This window comes from Amycolatopsis sp. NPDC104587 (assembly GCF_055583645.1).
The window spans coordinates 332,679-351,328 of the sequence record NZ_JBVJNO010000012.1 but is presented as its reverse complement, the minus strand read 5'-3'; the positions used below and the strand labels follow the sequence as shown (position 1 = coordinate 351,328).

Annotated in this window: 18 protein-coding genes; 5 read left to right on the top strand and 13 right to left on the bottom strand. The window is 70.7% G+C overall.

The window, feature by feature from the left end:
• The first annotated feature begins 60 nt into the window (after positions 1–60).
• The 3 genes from ACZ61C_RS34590 to ACZ61C_RS34580 all read left to right on the top strand — a co-directional run bounded on the left by ACZ61C_RS34590 (position 61) and on the right by ACZ61C_RS34580 (position 4,412).
• The gene (locus ACZ61C_RS34590; protein ID WP_465312081.1) at positions 61–1,170 is read left to right on the top strand and encodes a cytochrome P450; all 1,110 of its coding nucleotides are present in this window, start codon (positions 61–63) and stop codon (positions 1,168–1,170) included.
• A 65-nt stretch (positions 1,171–1,235) separates the two neighbouring features.
• The gene (locus ACZ61C_RS34585; protein ID WP_465312080.1) at positions 1,236–2,555 is read left to right on the top strand and encodes an AfsR/SARP family transcriptional regulator; all 1,320 of its coding nucleotides are present in this window, start codon (positions 1,236–1,238) and stop codon (positions 2,553–2,555) included.
• A 21-nt stretch (positions 2,556–2,576) separates the two neighbouring features.
• Positions 2,577–4,412 (top strand): tetratricopeptide repeat protein, encoded by a 1,836-nt coding sequence (locus ACZ61C_RS34580; protein WP_465312079.1) that lies wholly within the window; start codon positions 2,577–2,579, stop codon positions 4,410–4,412.
• 101 nt (positions 4,413–4,513) lie between these two features.
• Here the strand turns inward: ACZ61C_RS34580 and ACZ61C_RS34575 are convergent, their stop codons facing one another.
• The 6 genes from ACZ61C_RS34575 to fabG all read right to left on the bottom strand — a co-directional run bounded on the left by ACZ61C_RS34575 (position 4,514) and on the right by fabG (position 10,397).
• Positions 4,514–5,608 carry an acyl-CoA dehydrogenase family protein gene (locus ACZ61C_RS34575; RefSeq protein WP_465312078.1) on the bottom strand — a complete coding sequence of 365 codons (1,095 nt, stop codon included), beginning with the start codon at positions 5,606–5,608 and terminating at the stop codon, positions 4,514–4,516.
• The gene (locus ACZ61C_RS34570) at positions 5,605–6,789 is read right to left on the bottom strand and encodes an acyl-CoA dehydrogenase family protein (RefSeq protein ID WP_465312077.1); all 1,185 of its coding nucleotides are present in this window, start codon (positions 6,787–6,789) and stop codon (positions 5,605–5,607) included. Before ACZ61C_RS34570 ends, ACZ61C_RS34575 begins: the two co-directional genes overlap by 4 nt.
• Complete coding sequence (locus tag ACZ61C_RS34565; RefSeq protein WP_465312076.1) at positions 6,786–8,009, bottom strand: acyl-CoA dehydrogenase family protein; 1,224 nt, start codon at positions 8,007–8,009, stop codon at positions 6,786–6,788. Before ACZ61C_RS34565 ends, ACZ61C_RS34570 begins: the two co-directional genes overlap by 4 nt.
• Positions 8,010–9,026 (bottom strand): phosphotransferase family protein, encoded by a 1,017-nt coding sequence (locus ACZ61C_RS34560; RefSeq protein WP_465312075.1) that lies wholly within the window; start codon positions 9,024–9,026, stop codon positions 8,010–8,012. It lies immediately after the preceding gene.
• Between the two features lie 151 nt (positions 9,027–9,177).
• Positions 9,178–9,630, bottom strand: a complete 453-nt coding sequence (locus ACZ61C_RS34555) for a MaoC family dehydratase (RefSeq protein ID WP_465312074.1) — start codon at positions 9,628–9,630, stop codon at positions 9,178–9,180.
• Between the two features lie 5 nt (positions 9,631–9,635).
• On the bottom strand, positions 9,636–10,397 hold the full coding sequence (gene fabG / locus ACZ61C_RS34550) for a 3-oxoacyl-ACP reductase FabG (protein ID WP_465312073.1): 762 nt from the start codon (positions 10,395–10,397) through the stop codon (positions 9,636–9,638).
• A 296-nt stretch (positions 10,398–10,693) separates the two neighbouring features.
• Between fabG and ACZ61C_RS34545 the strand changes: the two genes are divergently transcribed.
• Positions 10,694–11,779, top strand: a complete 1,086-nt coding sequence (locus ACZ61C_RS34545) for a helix-turn-helix domain-containing protein (RefSeq protein ID WP_465312072.1) — start codon at positions 10,694–10,696, stop codon at positions 11,777–11,779.
• Positions 11,780–11,811: 32 nt separating this feature from the next.
• Entirely contained in the window at positions 11,812–12,933 is a 1,122-nt protein-coding gene (locus tag ACZ61C_RS34540; protein ID WP_465312071.1) for a hypothetical protein, read from the top strand.
• Here ACZ61C_RS34540 and ACZ61C_RS34535 read toward each other — a convergent pair.
• From ACZ61C_RS34535 to ACZ61C_RS34505, 7 genes are all read right to left on the bottom strand, one after another.
• Entirely contained in the window at positions 12,908–13,489 is a 582-nt protein-coding gene (locus tag ACZ61C_RS34535) for a hypothetical protein (protein ID WP_465312070.1), read from the bottom strand. The genes ACZ61C_RS34540 and ACZ61C_RS34535 overlap by 26 nt on opposite strands.
• 358 nt (positions 13,490–13,847) lie before the next feature.
• Complete coding sequence (locus ACZ61C_RS34530; RefSeq protein ID WP_465312069.1) at positions 13,848–14,912, bottom strand: tyrosine-type recombinase/integrase; 1,065 nt, start codon at positions 14,910–14,912, stop codon at positions 13,848–13,850.
• Positions 14,909–15,442 carry an AbrB/MazE/SpoVT family DNA-binding domain-containing protein gene (locus ACZ61C_RS34525; RefSeq protein ID WP_465312068.1) on the bottom strand — a complete coding sequence of 178 codons (534 nt, stop codon included), beginning with the start codon at positions 15,440–15,442 and terminating at the stop codon, positions 14,909–14,911. Before ACZ61C_RS34525 ends, ACZ61C_RS34530 begins: the two co-directional genes overlap by 4 nt.
• Positions 15,442–16,563 carry a 3-oxoacyl-[acyl-carrier-protein] synthase III C-terminal domain-containing protein gene (locus tag ACZ61C_RS34520; RefSeq protein ID WP_465312102.1) on the bottom strand — a complete coding sequence of 374 codons (1,122 nt, stop codon included), beginning with the start codon at positions 16,561–16,563 and terminating at the stop codon, positions 15,442–15,444. The genes ACZ61C_RS34525 and ACZ61C_RS34520 overlap by 1 nt, the downstream gene beginning before the upstream one ends.
• Before the next feature lie 5 nt (positions 16,564–16,568).
• The gene (locus ACZ61C_RS34515; protein WP_465312067.1) at positions 16,569–16,763 is read right to left on the bottom strand and encodes a hypothetical protein; all 195 of its coding nucleotides are present in this window, start codon (positions 16,761–16,763) and stop codon (positions 16,569–16,571) included.
• 93 nt (positions 16,764–16,856) lie between these two features.
• Positions 16,857–17,330: a hypothetical protein gene (locus ACZ61C_RS34510; RefSeq protein WP_465312066.1), complete on the bottom strand. Its 474-nt coding sequence runs from the start codon at positions 17,328–17,330 to the stop codon at positions 16,857–16,859.
• Positions 17,331–17,352: 22 nt separating this feature from the next.
• Complete coding sequence (locus ACZ61C_RS34505; RefSeq protein WP_465312065.1) at positions 17,353–18,459, bottom strand: hypothetical protein; 1,107 nt, start codon at positions 18,457–18,459, stop codon at positions 17,353–17,355.
• Positions 18,460–18,650: the final 191 nt, after the last annotated feature.

The window sequence follows — 18,650 nt, the reverse complement described above, 5'->3', positions numbered from 1 at the left end:
GATCACCCCCGTGCCCGCGGCGGCTCCCGCCGCGGGCACGGCCCGTCCGGGGAGACTTCCGTGCGCACCTCCGCCACCCTCGCCGACCCGCTGCCGACGCTCGCCGGCTGGGCGGCCGACCCGCTGCCGATCCGGCCGTTCGGACCGGGGAAGTACCTCGTGTCCGGGGACGAGCTCGTCCGCGCCGCGCTGGCCTCGACCACCCGCCCGTTCGAAGCGAAGGCCGCGACCTTCGGCGCCGTCGCCGACTGGGTGCCCGGGTCCGACCGGAGCCGTCCGGTCAACGCCGCGCTGGGGCGGGAGCTGGACCGGGCCTGGCAGGCGGTGCCCGACGACACGATCCGGACCGCACTGGCGGCCGCGCGGGACCCGTGGCCCGGCGCGCTCGCCGGCAGCTACCTGCGGTTGTTCGGCGAGCAGCTTTTCCCCGGCCTCGAGCACCAGGCGTTGCACAACGCGCTGGCCGCGTCCGACGGGCTCGACCGGGCCGGCTCGACCCTGCGGCGGCTGCGCGGCCGGATCGCGCACAGCCGGGCCGACGCCGCCCTGCACCGCTGGGCGGCGGGCAACAGCGCCGCGGTCCCCGAGGCGCTCCGGGCCACGCTCGGCGCGTCGGACGACGTCGCGCTGGCCCTGCACGGCCTGGTCGGCGCGGTCTGCCGGGCCGCGTCCCTGGTGGCCGCCTGGACCGTCCTGCTCGACCGGGGCTGGCGCCCCGGCACGCCCGCGGGCACCGTCTTGCGGCCGCGGGAGAGCGCGGCGCCCGCCGATCATCGCGTCCGCGAGGCGCTGCGACTGTGGCCGGTCGCCTGGCAGCTCGCCCGCACCGTCACCGAGGCGACCGAGCTGGGCGGCGTCGACCTGGTCCCGGGTGACCGGCTCTACCTGTGCACCTACCTGCTGCACCGCGACCCGGGCCTCTGGGCGGAGCCGGGGGAGTACCGCCCGCAGCGGTGGGACTCGCCGCCCGAGGGGTACAAGTCCCGCTACCTGCCCTACGGCTTCGGCAGCGCCGCGTGTGTCGGCTCGCGGTTCGTCAACCGGGTGAGCGCCCGGGTCGTCGCCTGTTCGGACGCGCTCGACGACCGTGGCCTGCTGGTCGTCGACCCCGAGCCCGTCTTCGGCTCGCTGCTCGCCCCGCCGGTGGTGCGGCCCGTTCCGCCCGGCTGATCGTTTCCCGCTACCCTCACGACCGGGAATGACCGGTTTGCCCGGTCAGCGGGGGGTGCGGAGAGGTGCTCGAGTTCGGGGTGCTCGGACCGTTGCGGGTCCGGCGGGACGGCGTGCCCGTGCCGGTCAACGGGCCGAAGGTGCGGGCGCTGCTCGCCGTGCTGGCGGTGCGGGCGAACACGACCGTGTCGTTCGACCGGCTCATCGAGCTGCTCTGGGGCGGGGATCCCCCGGAGACCGCGCGCAAAAGCATCCAGGTGCACACCGTCCGGCTCCGGCGGCTGCTCGGCGACGGCGTCGTCGAGACCGGGCCGACCGGGTACCTGCTGCACGCGCGGCCCGAGGGCCACGACCTGCTGCGCTTCCGCCGGCTGCTCGCCGACGCCCGCGCGGAGGCCACACCCGAGGCCGAGCGCGCGCTGCTCGCCGAGGCCCTCGCCTGCTGGCGCGGCCCGTTGCTCGCCGACCTCCCGGCGGACATCCTCAGCCGCGTCGACGCCGGGCCCGCCGAGGAGCGGCTGTCGGCCCAGGAGCGCTTCTTCGAGGTGAGCCTGGAGCTCGGCCGGCACACCGAGGTCACCGCCGAGCTGGGCCGGCTGACCGGCGAGCACCCCTGGCAGGAGGCGTTCTGGGCGTTGTACCTCGAAGCGCTGCACGGCTCGGGGCGCCGCGCCGACGCGCTCGAGGTGTACCGCCGCGTGCACCGGAGGTTCGCCGACGAGCTGGGGATCGGCCCCGGCGAGCGGCTGCGCACCGCCCACCAGGCGGTGCTGGCCGGTGCGCCGGCCGCCGCGCGGCCGCGGTTCCGGCCGCGCCAGCTCCCGCCGGACGTCGGGGCGCTCGCCGGGCGGGGCGCGTTGCTGTCCACTTTGGACGCCGTGCTGGGCCCGGACCGCCCGGCCGCCACCCACCCGCCGATCGCGCTGCTCGTCGGACCGGCCGGCGTCGGCAAGACGACGGCCGCCGTGCACTGGGCGCACCGGGCGGCCCGGCACTTCCCGGACGGCCAGCTCTTCGTCGACCTCCAGGGCAGCTCGACGGTCCCGGCACTGTCCGACGTCGAGGTGCTGACCCGGTTTTCGCACGCGCTCGGCGTCCGGCCGGGGCAGGTCCCCGCCGAGGCCGCGGACGCCGCGGCGCTGTACCGGTCCGTGCTGGCCGACCGGCGTGTGCTGATCGTGCTGGACAACGTGGCCGGGCCGGAGCAGGTCCGCGCGCTGCTGCCCGGCAGTCCCGGCTGCGCGGTGCTGATCACCAGCCGCGACCGGCTCGGCGGCCTCACCGCCACGGTGGACACCCGGCGCGTCGAGCTGGCCGAGCTGCCGCCGGACGACTCGCTGGCGCTGCTGGCCGCAGTCGTCGGCGCGGACCGGGTGCACGCGTAAGAGGACGCGGCGCGCGAGCTCGTGCGGCTGTGCGCCGGGCTGCCCCTGGCGCTGCGGATCGTCGCGGCGAACCTGGCGCTGTGGCCGGACCGGTCGGTGCGCGGGTACCTCGCCGAGCTGGCCGGGCCCGACCTGGTGACCCGGCTCGCGGTGCCCGGCGCCGAGCAGCAGGGCGTGCGCCGGGCGTTCGACCTCTCGTTCGACGCCGTTTCCCCGGCCGCGGCGGGGTTCTTCCGCCTGCTCGGGCTGGTGCCCGGCGCCGACTTCGACGTGCCGAGCGCGGCGGCGCTGGCCGCCGCCGACGAGGTCCGGGCCGGCTCGCTGCTGCGGGAGCTGGCCACGAGCCACCTGGTGCAGTCGCGGGGCGACGACCGGTTCGGGCTGCACGACCTGCTACGCGGCTACGCCGTCGCCCGCGCCGGCGACGACCTCGCGGCGGCCGACCGGGCGGCGGCCCTCGACCGGCTCCTCGAGCACTACCTGCGCACCGGGGCCCGGGCGGCGGCCGCGCTCTACCCGGACCTGCAGCGGCTGTCCGGCCCGCCCGGCGCCGCCGAAGCCGCCGAACCGGCCGAAGCCCGTCGCTGGCTGCTGGCCGAGCACGCGAACCTGCTGGCGGCGATCCGGCAGGCGGCCGGGCCGTTCGCCTGGCGGGCGGCGGACCTGCTGCGCGGGTTCTTCCACTCCCACCGGCTCGACGCGGAGTGGCAGGCGGCCGCGACCGCCGGGCTGACCGCGGCGCGGCGCGCCGGGAACGAGCAGGCGGCGGGCGCGATGCGGCACAGCCTGGGCGCGCTGGCGTGGAGCCGCGGCGACTACCCGGCGGCGCTGGTCGAGCTGGAGGCCGCCCAGGAGTCCTACCGGGTCGCCGACGCGCGCGACGGCGCCGACTCGGTGTTGCACGCCCTCGGTGTGGTGCACCTCGACCTGGGCCGGCTCGACCGCGCGATCGAGCACTTCACGGCGGCGCTGGCCGGCGCCCGGCGGCACGGCACGACGATCCGGGCCGCGAACGGGCTGATCAACCTGGGCGCCGTGCTCATCGAACACGGCAAGCTCGCCGAGGGCATCCGGCACAACGAGCAAGCGCTGGAGCTGTGCCGCGAGCTCGGCTCACCCCACGCGGCGGCGATCGCGCGGTGCAACCTCGGGTACGGCTACCGCGTCACCGGCGACCTGTCCCGCGCGCTGGTGGTGCTGACCGAAGCCCTGGAGGCGTTGCGGGAGCTCGGTTCCCGCGACGACGAGGCCGACGCCCTGGTCCGGCTGGCGGCGGTCCACCGGGTATCGGGCGACGTCGCGCGGGCGTGGCCGGCGGTGCGGCTCGCGGTGACGGTGGCGCGCGAAGCGGGCAACCAGCGGTTCGAGGTGGACGCGCTCTGCGCGCACGGCGACCTCCACCGCCAGGCGGGCGACGCGGCCGCGGCGCGGGCGGACTACGGCCGGGCGCACGCGCTGGCGGAGAAGATCTGCTACCTCCGTGGTGAGCTGACAACGCTGATCGGGATGTCCACTGTGGACGGCACGGCGGCCGACGCGGAGACCGCGCTGCGCGCTGCGGAGCAGGGAGGGTTCCGGCTGCTGGCCGAACAGGCCCGCACGAGCCTGGCCGAAGCGGCCCTGGCGGCCGGGCAGCCGGAGGAGGCGGAGACGTTCGCGGCCGTCGCGGTCGCCGGGTTCCGGAAGGCGGGGCATCGCCTGGGGGAGGCCTGGGCTCTGCTCGTCCTCGGCAAGGCCCGGCGGGAGACCACGGGCCCGGAGCCGGCCCGGGAATGCTGGCGCGAGGCGGAGAACCTCCTGGCAGCGGCCGGAGCGGCACCAGCCCTGGCCGCCGTCCGCCGCCTGCTGTCCACCTGACCGAGCGCCCCAATGCGGCCTTGGGTGCGTCTGACGCACCGAAGGCCACATTGGGTGCGTTCAACGCACCGAAGGCCACATTGGGGCGCGGGTTGCCGGGGCTAAGCGGGGAGGTTCACGAGGTCCGCCAGCCGGGCCCGGTGCTTGCCCGGCGTGCCCAGCGCCAGCTCGTCCGCCTTCGCGCGCTTCAAATACAGGTGCGCCGGGTGCTCCCACGTCATCCCGATGCCGCCGTGGAGCTGGATCGCCTCCTCCGTCGCGTGAACCGCGATCGGCGCGTTGCGGGCCTGCGCCACCGCCACGGCGATCGGGACGTCCGTGCCCGACGCCAAAGCGTCCGCCGCGTTGCGGGCGGCCGCCCGGGCGAGGACCAGGTCCGTGTACAGGTTGGCCAGCCGGTGCTTGAGGGACTGGAACCCGCCGACCGGGCGGCCGAACTGGTACCGGCCCTTCAGGTAGCGCACCGTCTCCGTGAGCGCCCACTCGGCGACGCCCGTCTGCTCCGACGCCAGGATTCCCGCCCCGAACAGCAGCGCGTCCTCCAGGGCCGCGGCCGCGTCCGGGCCCGAGGCCACGAGCACCGCCGGCGCGTTGTCGAGCACCACGTCGGCCACCCGGCGCGTCAGGTCGAACGACACCAGTTCCGTCACCGTCGCGTCGGCCGCCGAGACCACGTACAGCGCCGGTCCGTCCGGGCCCGCCGCCGGAACGACCAGCAGGTCCGCCACCGACGCGTCGGCGACCGTGCCGACCCGGCCGCTCAACGCGCCGGACTCGGACGCCGTCACCGACGACGGGAAACCCGCGCCGGGCGCCGTCGACAGCGGCACGGCCAGCGCGCCGATCGCCGAGCCGGACGCGAGCCGGCGGACGAAGTCACCGGCGGACGCCCGGACCAGCGCCGTCGTCGCCAGCACCACACTGCCGAGGAACGGCACCGGCGCCACGCTGCGGCCCAGCTCCTCGGCCACCACGGCCACTTCGCGGGCCGACGCGCCATGCCCGCCGAGGTCCTCGGGCACCGCCAGCCCGGCCACGCCGACCTCGTCGGCCAGCGTGCGCCACAGCTTCAGGTCGTAGCCCTCGCCCGTCTCGACGCGCGCCAGCAAGGCGGCGGCGTCGGCCTTGGCGGAAAGCAGGTCGCGGACCGAAGCCCGGAGGTCTTCCTCGACGTCGGAGTAGAGCAGGTCGGTCATCGGGGGAGGTCCTTCCAGGCGACGTCCTTGTCGACGCGCGGCTCCGACGGGAGGCCCAGCACGCGCTCGGCGATGATGTTGCGCAGGACCTCCGAGGTGCCGCCCTCGATGGAGTTCCCCTTCGCGCGCAGGTAGCGGTAGCCGGCCTCGCGGCCGAGGAAGTCGACGATCGCCGGGCGCCGGAACGACCAGTCGTCGTAGGCCAGGCCCTCTTCGCCGAGCAGTTCGACCTCCAGGCCGGTCAGCGCCTGGTTCAGCTCCGAGAACGCGACCTTCATGGCCGACCCCTCCGGGCCGGGCGCGCCCGCGGTGAGCTGCTGACGCAGGCGCGTTCCCGCCAGCCGCAGCGTCTCCGCCTCGACCCAGCGCTGCACGAGCCGGTCACGCAGCTCCGGCGTGCGCAGCTCGGGACGCTCGCGCCACGTCTTGGCGACGATCCCGATCAGCCCGCCCTCGCGCGGCAGGACGTGCCCGCCGATCGCGACGCGCTCGTTCATCAACGTCGTCTGCGCGACCTTCCAGCCCTCGCCGACGGCGCCGAGCCGTTGCGTGTCCGGGATCCGGACCTCGGTCAGGAAGACCTCGTTGAACTCGGCCTCGCCGGTGATCTGGCGCAACGGCCGGACTTCGACGCCGGGTGCGGTCATGTCGCACAGGAAGTACGTCATGCCCTGGTGCTTCGGGAGGTCCGGGTCGGTGCGGGTGACCAGGATCGCCCACTGCGACTCGTGCGCGCCCGACGTCCACACCTTCTGGCCGGTGACGACCCAGTCGTCGCCGTCACGCACGGCGCGGGTGCCCAGCGCGGCGAGGTCGGAGCCGGCGCCCGGTTCGCTGAACAGCTGGCACCACACCTCGTCACCGGTCCACAGTGGACGCAGGAAGCGCTCGCGCTGCTCCGGCGTGCCGAAGGCGAGGATCGTCGGGGCGGCCATGCCGAGGCCGATGCCGATCCGGCGCGGGTTGTTGTCCGGCGCGCCCGCCTCGGTGAACACACTGTCCACAGCGGACTGCCACGCGCGCGGCGCGTCCTGCCCGCCGAGCCCGGCGGGGAAGTGGATCCAGGCGAGCCCGGCGTCGAACCGGGCGCGCAGGAAGTCCATCCGGTCGGTCGTGGCCGGGTCGTGCGCGGCCAGGAACTCGCGCGCCTGGCGCGAAAGGTCTTCGGCGGTGACAGTCACTTCGCGCCCTCCGAAAGGTACTTCTTCAGTTCACGGCGGGCCAGGGACCGCTTGTGGACCTCGTCCGGCCCGTCGGCCAGGCGCAGCGTGCGGTTGCCCGCCCACATCGCGGCGAGCGGGAAGTCCTGGCTGACGCCGCCCGCGCCGTGCACCTGCACGGCCTTGTCGAGGATCCACTCGACCGCGGACGGGGTCGAGATCTTGATCGCCTGGATCTCGGTGTGCGCGCCCTGGTTGCCGACGGTGTCCATCAGCCACGCGGTCTTGAGCACCAGCAGCCGCTGCTGCTCGATGCGCACGCGCGACTCGGCGATCCAGTCCTGCACGACACCCTGCTGCGCGATCGGCTTGCCGAACGCCTCGCGCGAGATCGCGCGGCGGCACATCAGCTCCAGCGCCCGCTCGGCCATCCCGATGGCGCGCATGCAGTGGTGGATCCGGCCCGGCCCGAGGCGGGCCTGGGCGATCGCGAAGCCGTCGCCCTCGCCGGCGATGAGGTTCTCGACCGGCACGCGGACGTCCTCGAACAGCACCTCGGCGTGGCCGCCGTGGTCGCTGTCGTCGTACCCGAAGACGTGCATGCCGCGCTTGACCGTGAGGCCCGGTGTGTCGCGGGGGACGAGGATCATGCTCTGCTGCTTGTGTGCGGGTGCGCCCGGGTCGGTCTTGCCCATCACGATGAAGATCTTGCACGCGGGGTTCATCGCGCCGGAGATGTACCACTTGCGGCCGTTGATCACGTACTCGTCGCCGTCGCGGCGGATGCTCGTCTCGATGTTGCGGGCGTCGGAGGAGGCGACGTCCGGCTCGGTCATCGCGAAGGCGGAGCGGATCTCGCCGTTCAGCAACGGGTCCAGCCACTGCTTCTGCTGCTCGTCGCTGCCGAACATGGAGAGCACTTCCATGTTCCCGGTGTCGGGCGCGGCGCAGTTGACCGCGGTCGGCGCCAGCCGGATGCTGCGGCCGGTGATCTCCGCCAGCGGCGCGTACTGCAGGTTGGTCAGGCCCGCGCCGTGCTCGCCGGGGAGGAAGAAGTTCCACAGGCCGCGCTTGCAGGCCTCGGCCTTGAGGTCCTCGACGACCGGGGGCATCGCCCACGGGTCGTCGCGTTCGGCGAGCTGCTGCTCGAACACCGGCTCGGCGGGGTAGATGTGCGAGTCCATGAACTCGAGGAGCTTCCCGCGCAGCTCCTCGGTCTTCTCGTCGAACGCGAAGTCCATTTACTTCTCCTCTTTGAGAATCTCGTTGCCGTGCGTGATGAGCAGCGGGACGCCGGCCCCGACGCCCTCGAAGCCCGCGCCGACCGTCTTGCCCTGCGTGTAGCGGTAGTAGATGCCTTCCAGGATCACGGCCAGCTTGAAGAACGCGAAGCTGACGTACCAGCCGAGCTGCGAGACGTCGCGCCCCGAGCGCTCGGCGTAGCGCGCGATGACCTGGTCGGTGGTCGGGTAGCCCGGGGCCGAGCTGGCGTTCGAGACGAACTGCAGCGACACCTTGTCGCGCTCGGCGTAGGCCACCAGCAGCGCGAGGTCGGTCAGCGGGTCGCCCAGCGTCGACATCTCCCAGTCGAGGACCGCGGAGATCTTGTCGCCCCCGTCGACGAGGACGTTGTCCAGGCGGTAGTCACCGTGGATGATCGACGGCTGCCCCGAGACGGGCACCGCCGCGGCGAGGCGGTCGTGCAGCTCCTCGATGCCGTCCAGGTCGCGGCTGCGGGAGCCGTCGAGCTGCTTCTTCCAGCGCCGCAGCTGGCGCTCCAGGAAGCCCTCGGGCCGGCCGAAGTCGCCCAGCCCGACGGCGGCCGGGTCGACGGCGTGCAGGTCGACGAGCGTGTCGACCAGCGCGTCGGCGATGGCCCGGGTGCGCTGCGCGCCGAGCTGCGCGAGCTGGTCCGCGGTCCGGTAGGGCGTGCCGTCGACGAAGCTCATGACGTAGAACTGCGCGCCGACGACGTCGGCGTCTTCACACAGCAGCAGCGCTTCGGGCACCGGGACGGCGGTGTCGCGCAGGCCCGAGATCACCCGGAACTCGCGCGTCATGTCGTGCGCGGTGGGCAGCACGTGCCCGAGCGGCGGGCGGCGCACCACCCAGCGCGACCGGCCGTCGCCCACGACGTAGGTGAGGTTCGACCGGCCGCCCTCCACGACGTCCGCGGTCAGCTCCCCGGCGACCATCCCGGGCCGCTGCGCGTCCAGGTGGGCGCGCAGCCGGCCGAGGTCGAGTCCTGGCGGGTTCATCCAGCCTCCTCAAGCTTCGTCCAGCCACCATACCGACTAGTCGGTATGGTGCAAAGGTAGACCCGGTAAAGTCGCACTTTCCCTAGGAAAGATGCGTCCAAAGGGTGTTCGGACGCATCTTTCCTGGGGAAAGTGGCGTTAGGGCGTGGGGTCACGCGAGGAATCGGGTGACCCATTCGGCCACGCACGCGGGCTTGGCCTCGCCGTCGATCTCGACCGTCCACTTCGAGACCGCCTGCTTGCCGCCCTCGATGTCGGTGATCTCGACGAGCTCGGCCCCGGCGCGCACCTTCGAGCCGACCTTCACCGGCTGCGGGAAGCGGACCTTGTTGAGGCCGTAGTTGATGCCCATCCGGATCCCGTTGACCTTGTAGATCTTCGGGCCGAACGCCGAGAGCAGCGAAAGCGTCAGGAAGCCGTGGGCGATGGTGCCGCCGAACGGGCCCGCGGCCGCCATCGCCTCGTCGACGTGGATCCACTGGTGGTCGTCGGTGGCGTCGGCGAACTTGTTCACCCGGTCCTGGGTGATCGTGTGCCACTCGCTGTAACCGAGGTGCTCGCCGACCGCGGCGGCGAAGGCGTCGAGGTTCTCGAATTCGCGCATCGGCCTCAGTCCTTCGGTCCGCCGGCGACGTAGATGACCTGACCCGAGACGAACCCGGCGCCCTCGCTGACCAGGAACGAGGTCAGGTGGGCGATGTCGTCGGGCGTGCCGACGCGCTGCACCGGGATCTGCGACGCGGCCGCCGCCTTGAAGTCCTCGAACGACATGCCGATCCGCTCGGCCGTCGCCGCCGTCATGTCGGTGGCGATGAAGCCCGGCGCGATGGCGTTGGCCGTGACGTTGAACTTGCCCAGCTCGATCGCGAGGGTCTTGGTGAAGCCCTGCATGCCGGCCTTGGCCGCGGAGTAGTTGACCTGCCCGCGGTTGCCGAGCGCCGAGGTGCTGGACAGGTTGACGATCCGGCCCCACTTCTGCTCGGTCATGTGCTTCTGCACCGCGCGGGTCATCAGGAACGAGCCCTTGAGGTGCACGCCGAGCACGGAGTCCCAGTCCTGCTCGGTCATCTTGAAGATCAGGTTGTCGCGGGTGATGCCGGCGTTGTTGACCAGCACGACCGGCGGGCCGAGCTCGTCGGCGACCCGGGCGACGGCCGACTCGACCTGCTCGGCGTCACTGACGTCCAGCGGGACGCCGACGGCCTTGCCCCCGGCGGCGATGATCGCCTCGGCGCCCTGCTTGACGCCGGCCTCGTCCAGGTCCAGCAGGCCGACGGCGAACCCGTCGGCGGCCAGCCGCGCCGCGACGGCGGCGCCGATGCCGCGGCCGGCACCGGTGACCACGGCGACACGGGAAGGGGAATCGGTCACGGAGGACCTCCTCGTCGTTGAGAAAGCGGGCACGTGCCCGCGAGCCTACTAAGCGGTCGCTTTCTCGACAATACGCGGGAGTGATCCCCAAAGTGGTGACACCATGCGCAGGATCATAGCCGTGGCCGGAAGCAGGAGGCCTGACTGCTCTGGATGGAGGTACCACTTCGGGTGGCGCCGCCGGGTGTCGCTTGACTTGCCGAAACATGTTGCGGTATACCGAGGGCGTCGGTTCGGAATATTTGAGCGCGAGTTTGGTAGGCTTCAGCTGGCGGGACGGCTGAGAGTGAGGTCCGATGAGCGATACGGCAGCGATCGCGCGCATGGTGCGCACGGTGCGCGAAGCCCGGCGTTGGGCTCAGCTTGATCTGGCTCAAGCGGCCGGGGTCTCGCAGGGCTTCATCTCGAAGGTCGAAAAAGGTCTTCTACCGCTGACGACGGAATACCTCGGTGCGATCGCCGAAGCCTTGGCTGTGCCCGTGGACCTACTTCGGGCGGCGGGTCCTGTCGGCGGCGTAGAGGTGACATGCCTCCACCATCGCCGACGCTCCAGCGTCATGTCGGTGAAGATGATGCGCGCTGTCGAAGGGCTCACTCAGTTGACCCGGTTGTCGGTTGACGGCTTGTCCGCAGGCGTTGCTGACTCGCGGCCGCAGCGCCTCGAACTGACCCGCATGCCACTGGCAGAACACGGCGACCCTGCGGCGGTCGCGACCGCCTTGCGGCGTGCGTGGGGCCTACCGGACAGCCCTGTTGGAAGTCTGATCGGACTCCTCGAGTCCGCCGGTGTCCGAATTGTGCGTCGCGACCTGGGCACTGCCGCGCAGGATGCGGTGAGCACGTGGCCGCCGGGCCAGCCGCCCCTGATCCTCCTCAACCGGGACCTTCCCCCTGACCGTGAGCGCTTCACCCTCGCGCATGAGGTCGGCCATCTCCTCATGCACGAGTTGCCGACCGACGAGCAGGAGAAGGAAGCCAACCGGTTCGCCGGCGAGTTCCTCGCACCGGCCGCGGAGCTACAACCGCTGCTGCGCGGGTTGACCGTGCGACAGTTCGCGAAGCTCGCGGATCTAAAGATGACCTGGAAGGTGTCGATGGCGATGCTCATCCAGCGTGCGGCCGATCTCGAGTGCATCTCCGCGAACCAGTTCAAGACCTTCCGCATCCGGCTAAACCAGTACGGCTGGAGCCAATACGAACCCGGGGACCTCCCGACCGAGGTGCCTCACCACGTTGCTGGCCTGATCACGGCTCAGCTCGAACGGCATGGGCACGATGTGGACGCCGTCGCCCAACTTGCTCTGATGCTCCCGGAGCCGTTTAGGCGCCACTACCTGCCGCTTGTGGTGGAGGAGCCTGCCATCGCGACGGTGCGATCATGAACTTGGACAACTCAGGACCCGAGGGGGTCAGCGTGGCGAACGCGATCGCCGCCACAACGGCGCAGAGCACGCCTTACGGCCGAGTGAAAACCGCCCTGGCTGACGTTCTGCTGGTCCAGGCGGACGCGGGCGACGCCTGTGTCGATGTTGCAATTGAGCGCTCGGACCGCCTGGGCGGCGGTATCGTGCTGACGGGGGAGAGGGCGCTGCAGAAGGCTGAGCACCTCGTCCGCGGTCAGCGTTACCAGAGGCCGATCTTGGTCGACCGCAGCCGGTACACCGGCAAGAACCGGGTGCTGGCCTCGGATTCATTCGATCTCAGCTGGATCCAGCGCCAGCGCCGACTGGGCCTCCCGGTCGTGACCCCGGACGCCGGATACCTCGGCGAGCACGACGACGCCGGACTCAAGAGCGTACTGCAGCGGTCGGCTGCCCTGGGGCCGGACGTCGTCGCTCCCTTGTTTCTGCACGCGAGCTGGCTACATCCGGACAGGCTACCGCGCCTGGTCGACGCCGTCACAGAGGCTGGCACCCCGATCGCGGTCGCCTTCGAACACGCGAAGGACCCTCTGAGCACCAAGTACGCGATCTACGGGTTGGTAGCTCTGCTGCAGATCCCCGCGCCGGTGATCCTGCTCCGGAGCGACACCTCGTCGATCGGCGCACTGGCCTACGGTGCGCTCGCCGCCGCCGTGGGAACAAGATCGAGCTTGCGTCATTTCTACCCGATCTCGGACGGCCCTGGCGGAGGAGCACCCAAGCCGGCCGCCGTCGTCGAGTTGCTGTTGTCCTATGTGCACTTGGAGAAGATCGATCTCACGGCACAGATGGATCCCGACCACCCAGACTGGCACTGCGACTGCGACGCGTGCAACGGGCAGTCGCTCCAGGCGCTTGGCTCGGCTCCTGACCCTGACCTGGCCGCTTTTCTGCACTCGATCGAAATCCTCTATCGCATCCGACGTGAGATCCTGCGAGGGGGCGATCTACCCACGCGCCGAAAGGCCTGGACGGAGCAGTGCTCGCACGCGCAGTTCAAGCACATGGAGATCGACACGACCTACTTCGCGTGGGAAGTGCCTGCGTACCTGGGGCGCTGGGTGCAGCGTGGAAACGATCCGGCGGACCTCAACCTTCCGGCGCTGGCTCGATAGCGCCGGCATCGAGGAGGTGGGCGTAGACCAGTTCCTCGGCCCATCTCGTCACTGTGGTCGGTCGTGATGCGGTTACCGGGCCGACGCGACCACGATGCTCAACGACGACGCCCGAACGGCTGGATCGTAGGACCCAGACTCCGTAGCGCTCGGCCAGCGTCAAACAAGCCTGAGGTGCGGCGGCATCTTGCGTCAGTGCCAGCACGGTCGAGCTAAACCCAGCGAAGCTGCTTACGGCCTTCATCGCTGGTTGCCAGCGCGAACCTGTTGCGATGATCGCAGACAACTTGATAACCGAAGGTGGCACCGCGAGTTCAGGCCATTCCCATAGGGCGACAGACGTGCGGTCAGTGACTGGTGGGAGGCCTTCTCGCAGTCGCACAGCGTGGGCTTCCTCATCGACGGCGGCCAGCACAGAGACTTGCCTGCCGAACAGCGGGATGCCTGTCGCCAATGCCCCGTCCCAACCGAGCTCATCGACCGCGAGGCGTGCGGGATGGCGCTGCGCGGCGGCTTCGGTGGACAGGAGCAGGCCGCCCCGCCGCTCACTCGACATCGGTGGTGTCCTCTTCCCGCATTCGTGCTGACGGCCGGTCCCGCAGCCTAGACGCGTCACCCGATGGCGCACCAGGGTGAGGCTTGTCATTACCGCCTGAGTACCTACGGTGCACTTCTCGTTCAGCCACGAGAGTGACTTCGCCACTCGACTTGTCACGCAACTCGAAGTACACGGAGTCACCGGGCGACAGCCCGAGCGCGCGAAGGACCCTAACCGGGATCGCCACCTGGTTGACGGGCGAGATCTTTCGAGGGCCTATCAGGTGCTGCATTTTGTAAGATTACAAAAAATACAATGTTTTGTCCACCCCTTCACGGTGCCGACCCGCTGTGAGCTGTTATGCGACGCCCTGCGTTTATGCAGCAAGCGGGTGGGGCTCCGCGGTCAAGGCCGACAACGCGGCGGCCAACTCCTCAAGCGGTGCCGCGACGTAGGTCAACGTGCTGCCGGTCTGGTAGCCGGCCGCGTGTCCCGCATAAGTCGCCGCGACCGCGTATCCATAGTTGCGTTCGACCCACGTGAGTGTCGTGTAACGGATCCAGTGCGCGGTGATCCCCATCTCCCGGATCCACGGCAGGTGGTTGCTGAGCCGCCGCCAGAACGTCTCATACCGTGTGTAGCGGACCGGATTGCCGTTGTGGTGCCGAAGAAGCTGGTCGTACTCGCTGAGGTGGTACGAACGTTCTTCTGCGTGATCGAGTAGTCCCAGCGCGAGTGTGCGGGAGATCGGCTGATCGCGTGTCGTGCCGCCCTTTTCCCTGAGTTTGAGCAGGCAGAGCTCTGTGTTGATGTCGCACGGTCGGATCGCGAGGGCGCCGCCTCGTCGGCACGCAGTCTCGGTGTGGAGGCGGAGAATCAGTGAGTCGAGTGCGGGATCGGTTCCGGTTGTTGCGGCAACCTCGTTGATTTCGATCATCTGCCGTGCGGTCAGTGCTCGTCGGAGGTTTGTTCGCTGACGAGGCTTCCGCAGTCCCAGGGCCGGGTTTCTTGATGCTCGGATGAGTTGGTCGTCTACGGCGGCGCGATAGAGGGCTTTGATCGCGTCCGTGAAGGTTGCCTTCGCTGCCTGGCCACCGCGGGCACCGGGACGTTTCGCTGCGCGGGCTTGCACTTCGTTGGCCAAGGCCTTCAACTCGGACGTTGTCGGTTCGTTGATCGCGCGGTCTGGCCACTTGTCGCTGAGGACTCGCCAGTAGACGGACCAGGTCGCGGCCGATTTTGGCGAGGTTGCCGACGCTACGGCGGGGATGTACTCGGCAAAGCTCGGAACGGCGGTGTCTGCCATTCGCTCGTCCGTGAGGATGTCCTCGGCGGTGACGCCAAGGCGCTCGAGGAGAAGTTTCGCCGTCTCCAGATCGGTGTCCCGACGTGGTGCCGGACGGTCGATCTCCAGGGAAGCCGGAGTGAGGTACGCGGTCATCGTGCTGGCGAGGTGGCGTGGAACGCTGCGAGAGCCTTGTCGAGCGTTGCGAGCGGGTAGGCGATGACAATCCGGTGGGTTTCGATCGCGGCGAGCAGGACGCGGTCGCCGGCCTTGATGCCGAATCGGCGACGGGCTGGCGCGGGGATGGCCACACAGCGCTTCGGCGCCACTGTCAGAAGTCCGTTGGGGTGGGGACGAAAGATGACAGCGTGGGTTGTCGCGATTGCTTCGATCGTTTCACCTGGCAGCCATGCGGCGGTGTCGATGACCTGCTGATCGTGCGCCCGGCCGGCCCGGTCGATCCGGGGAAGCGCGAACGTCATGGAGTCGTCGCGACGCGACGAGAGGAGCTGGGCTACCGGCAAGGGCTCCGGCGGAGACAGTTCGACTGCGGCCAGAGCATCAGGTATCACCGCGCGCAGGATGCGATCGGCCGCCGGGGACGTGGCCTTTGCAGCTAGTCGCCTGACGACGAACTCGTGGTCGAGGTCGACCGCTCCGCTGCCGACATCTCTCAGACTGGACATCAGGTATCCCCTTGACACTGTTTGGGCTGCGATTCCGCTGAACCCGCGGGCCAGGGCCAGCGCAAGTCCGGGGCGAAGTTGTCCAGACCGGGCGGTGCGGCGTCAACGCGGAGGATGACGGCGGTCCAGGTCATGCCGATGCCTATGCCGAGCACGGCGATGTGGTCGCCTGGGGCGACGGCGCCGCGAGTGAATAAGTGGGTGAGACCGATGATCTGATCGTTTGGTCCGATGTGACCCCATTGATCGCCGGCGTGGCAGAGGGTGCGGTCGGCGGTGATTCCAAGAGGTTGCAGGCAGTGAGTCTCGAGGAGGTGTCGGCCGTAGTGCGGCAGGATCACCCAGCGCAGCTGGTCGAGGCGAAGGGCAGCGTCGCGGAGCGCTTCGGTCATGACGGCGTTGACGCCGTCGTGGTTCCGGCGGGTGACCGACGTGGCGCCGACGACGTCGGTGTACTGGCGTTTGCGTTCGCTGATGCGTTCGGCTCCAAGTTCAGTGGTGCCGGCGGGGAGGAAGCGGTGGTTGCCACGGTGGAGTTGTTCGAGGGTGGGGTCGGTGTAGGAGCTGGTAGCGAGCACCTGAGCGAGACCGGCGTGGCGGCCGAGGATGAGGGCGGAGCCGCCGTCGCCGTAGGCGATGCCGTGGTCGGCGGTGAGGTGGTCGAAGGCAGGTGGGCCGAAGGTTTCGCCGCCGGTGAGCAGGACGGTGTCGAGGTCGGGGCTGCCGGCCAGGACGCGAGCGGAGATGTCGATGCCGCCGACGAGGCTGTTGCTCATAGCGTTGAGCTCGGTGGCGATGCCGGGGCCGGCGGGGATACCGAGGCGCGTGCGGACGTAGGCGGCGCGGGACCAGAAGTCGATGCCGCGACTGCCGCGCCAGATTGCGGCGTGGAAATGGAGATCCGGTACTCGTAGCGGGCCGGTGGTGGTCATTGCCATGCTGGCAAGGGCGTTGCGGCCGGCGCGGACGGCTAGGTCCATGCCGGTGCTGCCACGCGCGATCGAGATTCCGCGCTGGCTGGTCGCTCTGCCAAGCAAATAGCTGGCATCGAGGTTCTCGACAGGGATGATGTCGCCGAGTGCGGCGCCGATGCCGCGCAGGTGCAGGTTGGTCCAGTGCATCGTCGTCACCGCTCCGCCAGGTTAGAGGGGGTCTGGGTGGCGGTGAGGTCGGCGACGATGGCGTGGACCGAGCTGAAGTAGCCCCGCAGGTAGTGGCTCGTGATGCCAGCGCAAGCGGCGATTTCGTCGAGCGTGACCGGGCCACCAGGCGGCGTGTTGTTGAGTAGGTCGCGCGTGACGTCGGTGATCCAGGTTCGCATGGGCTCTCCCCGGTCGAAAGGGTTGGTTGGTACGCCAGGTGACGGGGAGGCACCGAACGGATCGTTTGTGTGCGTGGTTGGCGGGGGATGGAGTCAGGTGCGGCGGGTGTGGGCGCTGCGCCGGGTGAAGAGCGCTTTGTGGTGGGCGCGGCGCAGGTCGGGGATCTGGTCGCGGACGGCGCGGTCGAGTTCGGGCATGCGGTGCACGTCGGTGTCGAATCCGGGGTCGGTGCGGAAGACCTGGGCGAGTACGGAGGCGTTGTTGCTGAGGTTGACCACCGCGTACGGCAGCGTCGGCGGGATGTAGATCATGTCCCCGGCTTGTGGGTGGAACGGTTGCATGGTGTTGCCGGAGAGGATGACGACGTGGCCGCTGATGATCGCGATCGCGGTTTCGGTGGTGTCGTGCCGTTGCGGGGCGAGGGTGGTGGCGCCGGGCAGGTGCATGCGCCCGCCCGACAGCGCGCGGGTGGGCACGATCCCGGCGCGCAGGATCGGGGTGAGCGTCTCCCCTTCGTCCGCAAGCTGGCCAGCGGCGGACGGGATCGGTGTGGTCGTGGAATCCATGTCGGTAGTCCTCTCCGTGGGTTCAGCGGGCCGGGGTGTCGGTGGTGTGGTGGGCGAGTTCGCAGGTCAGCGCGGCGTTGGCGACGGTGTCCGGGACGAGCCGGCGGCCGTGGCCGCACGCGGCGGCGACCGCGAGCACGGGCCGGTCTAGTTCGGTTTCGACCAGCTCGAGCGCGGTGCGGGATTCTGTGGGGTGGGTTTCGTCGACGAGGCCGGCGATGACGTCGATGTCGCGGCGCAGGTGCCGCAGCGCTCGGTAGAACCGCGGGTCCGTCGGTGGGGCCTGGGTGCCGGTGCACATCGGGATGTGCACGGTCGGCATCGGGGTCCGCAGCCGGTGTAGCTGCTTGTGCAGGGCGTTGAGGAACTGCACGGCGGGTACGAGGTCGGTGAGAGCGAACAGGGGCTGGTGGCCGAGGTCGCCGTGGCAGAGGCGGATCCGCCACGTCGCCTCGCGCGGGCCGTCGGCGAAGACGCGTGCGACCTGCTTGGCCAGTGCCCGCACCGCTGCGGGCCAGAGCGGCCGCGGCGTGCGGTCCAGTGTCGCGAGCACCGCGGGGGTCTCGAGCTGGAAGACGACCCCGCTGCCGTGCTGGCGGTGGATGGTGTGGACGTCGTCGAGCACGGCCTGGCGGAACACCGGCAGGTGGGTGACCGCGGCGGCCGGGCTGCCGAAGGTGAACAGCGCCAGGTCGTACGGGTTCGGGACCGACACCTGGTGCGGCGGGAAGTCCCGGTCGTCGTGCAGCTGGGCGCGGGCGGCCATGACGGCGTCGGTGTGGGCGGCGCGGCCGAGGGACAGGTCTTCGGATTCCAGCCAGGCTCCGCGCTTGAGGCGGTAGGTCGGCATGTCGTCGTAGTCGGCGGAGTGGCCGGTGCGAACAGGCTCGAGGGCGTCGACGGCGGCGAGACCGTCGAGCCAGTCGATGATCCACCGCGGGTCCGGATCGCACGGCAGCCCGGTCAGCGACACATCGGTGCTGTGGTCGAGGAACCACTGCATCGTCGCGCGGTGGTCGCCGGTCAGGGCGGCGGGCAGCGAGCCGACGAAGTGCACGGCCCGGACGTCCTCGTCGGACGTGGCGTCGAAATAGCTGTTGGTGGCGTGGCTGAAGACGAGCGTGGACATGGAGATCTCCCCTGGTTGGGTGAGTCGGGATGGGTTGATGTGCGGGCGTGGGGAGGGGCGCCCGGCGGGGGCGTGGGAGCGGGAGGGGTGGGGGGGGGGGGGGGGGGGGGGGGGGGGGGGCGCGGGGGGGGGGGGGGGGGGGGGGGGGGGGGCGGCCCCCGGGGGGGGGGGGGGGGGGCCCCCCCCCCCCC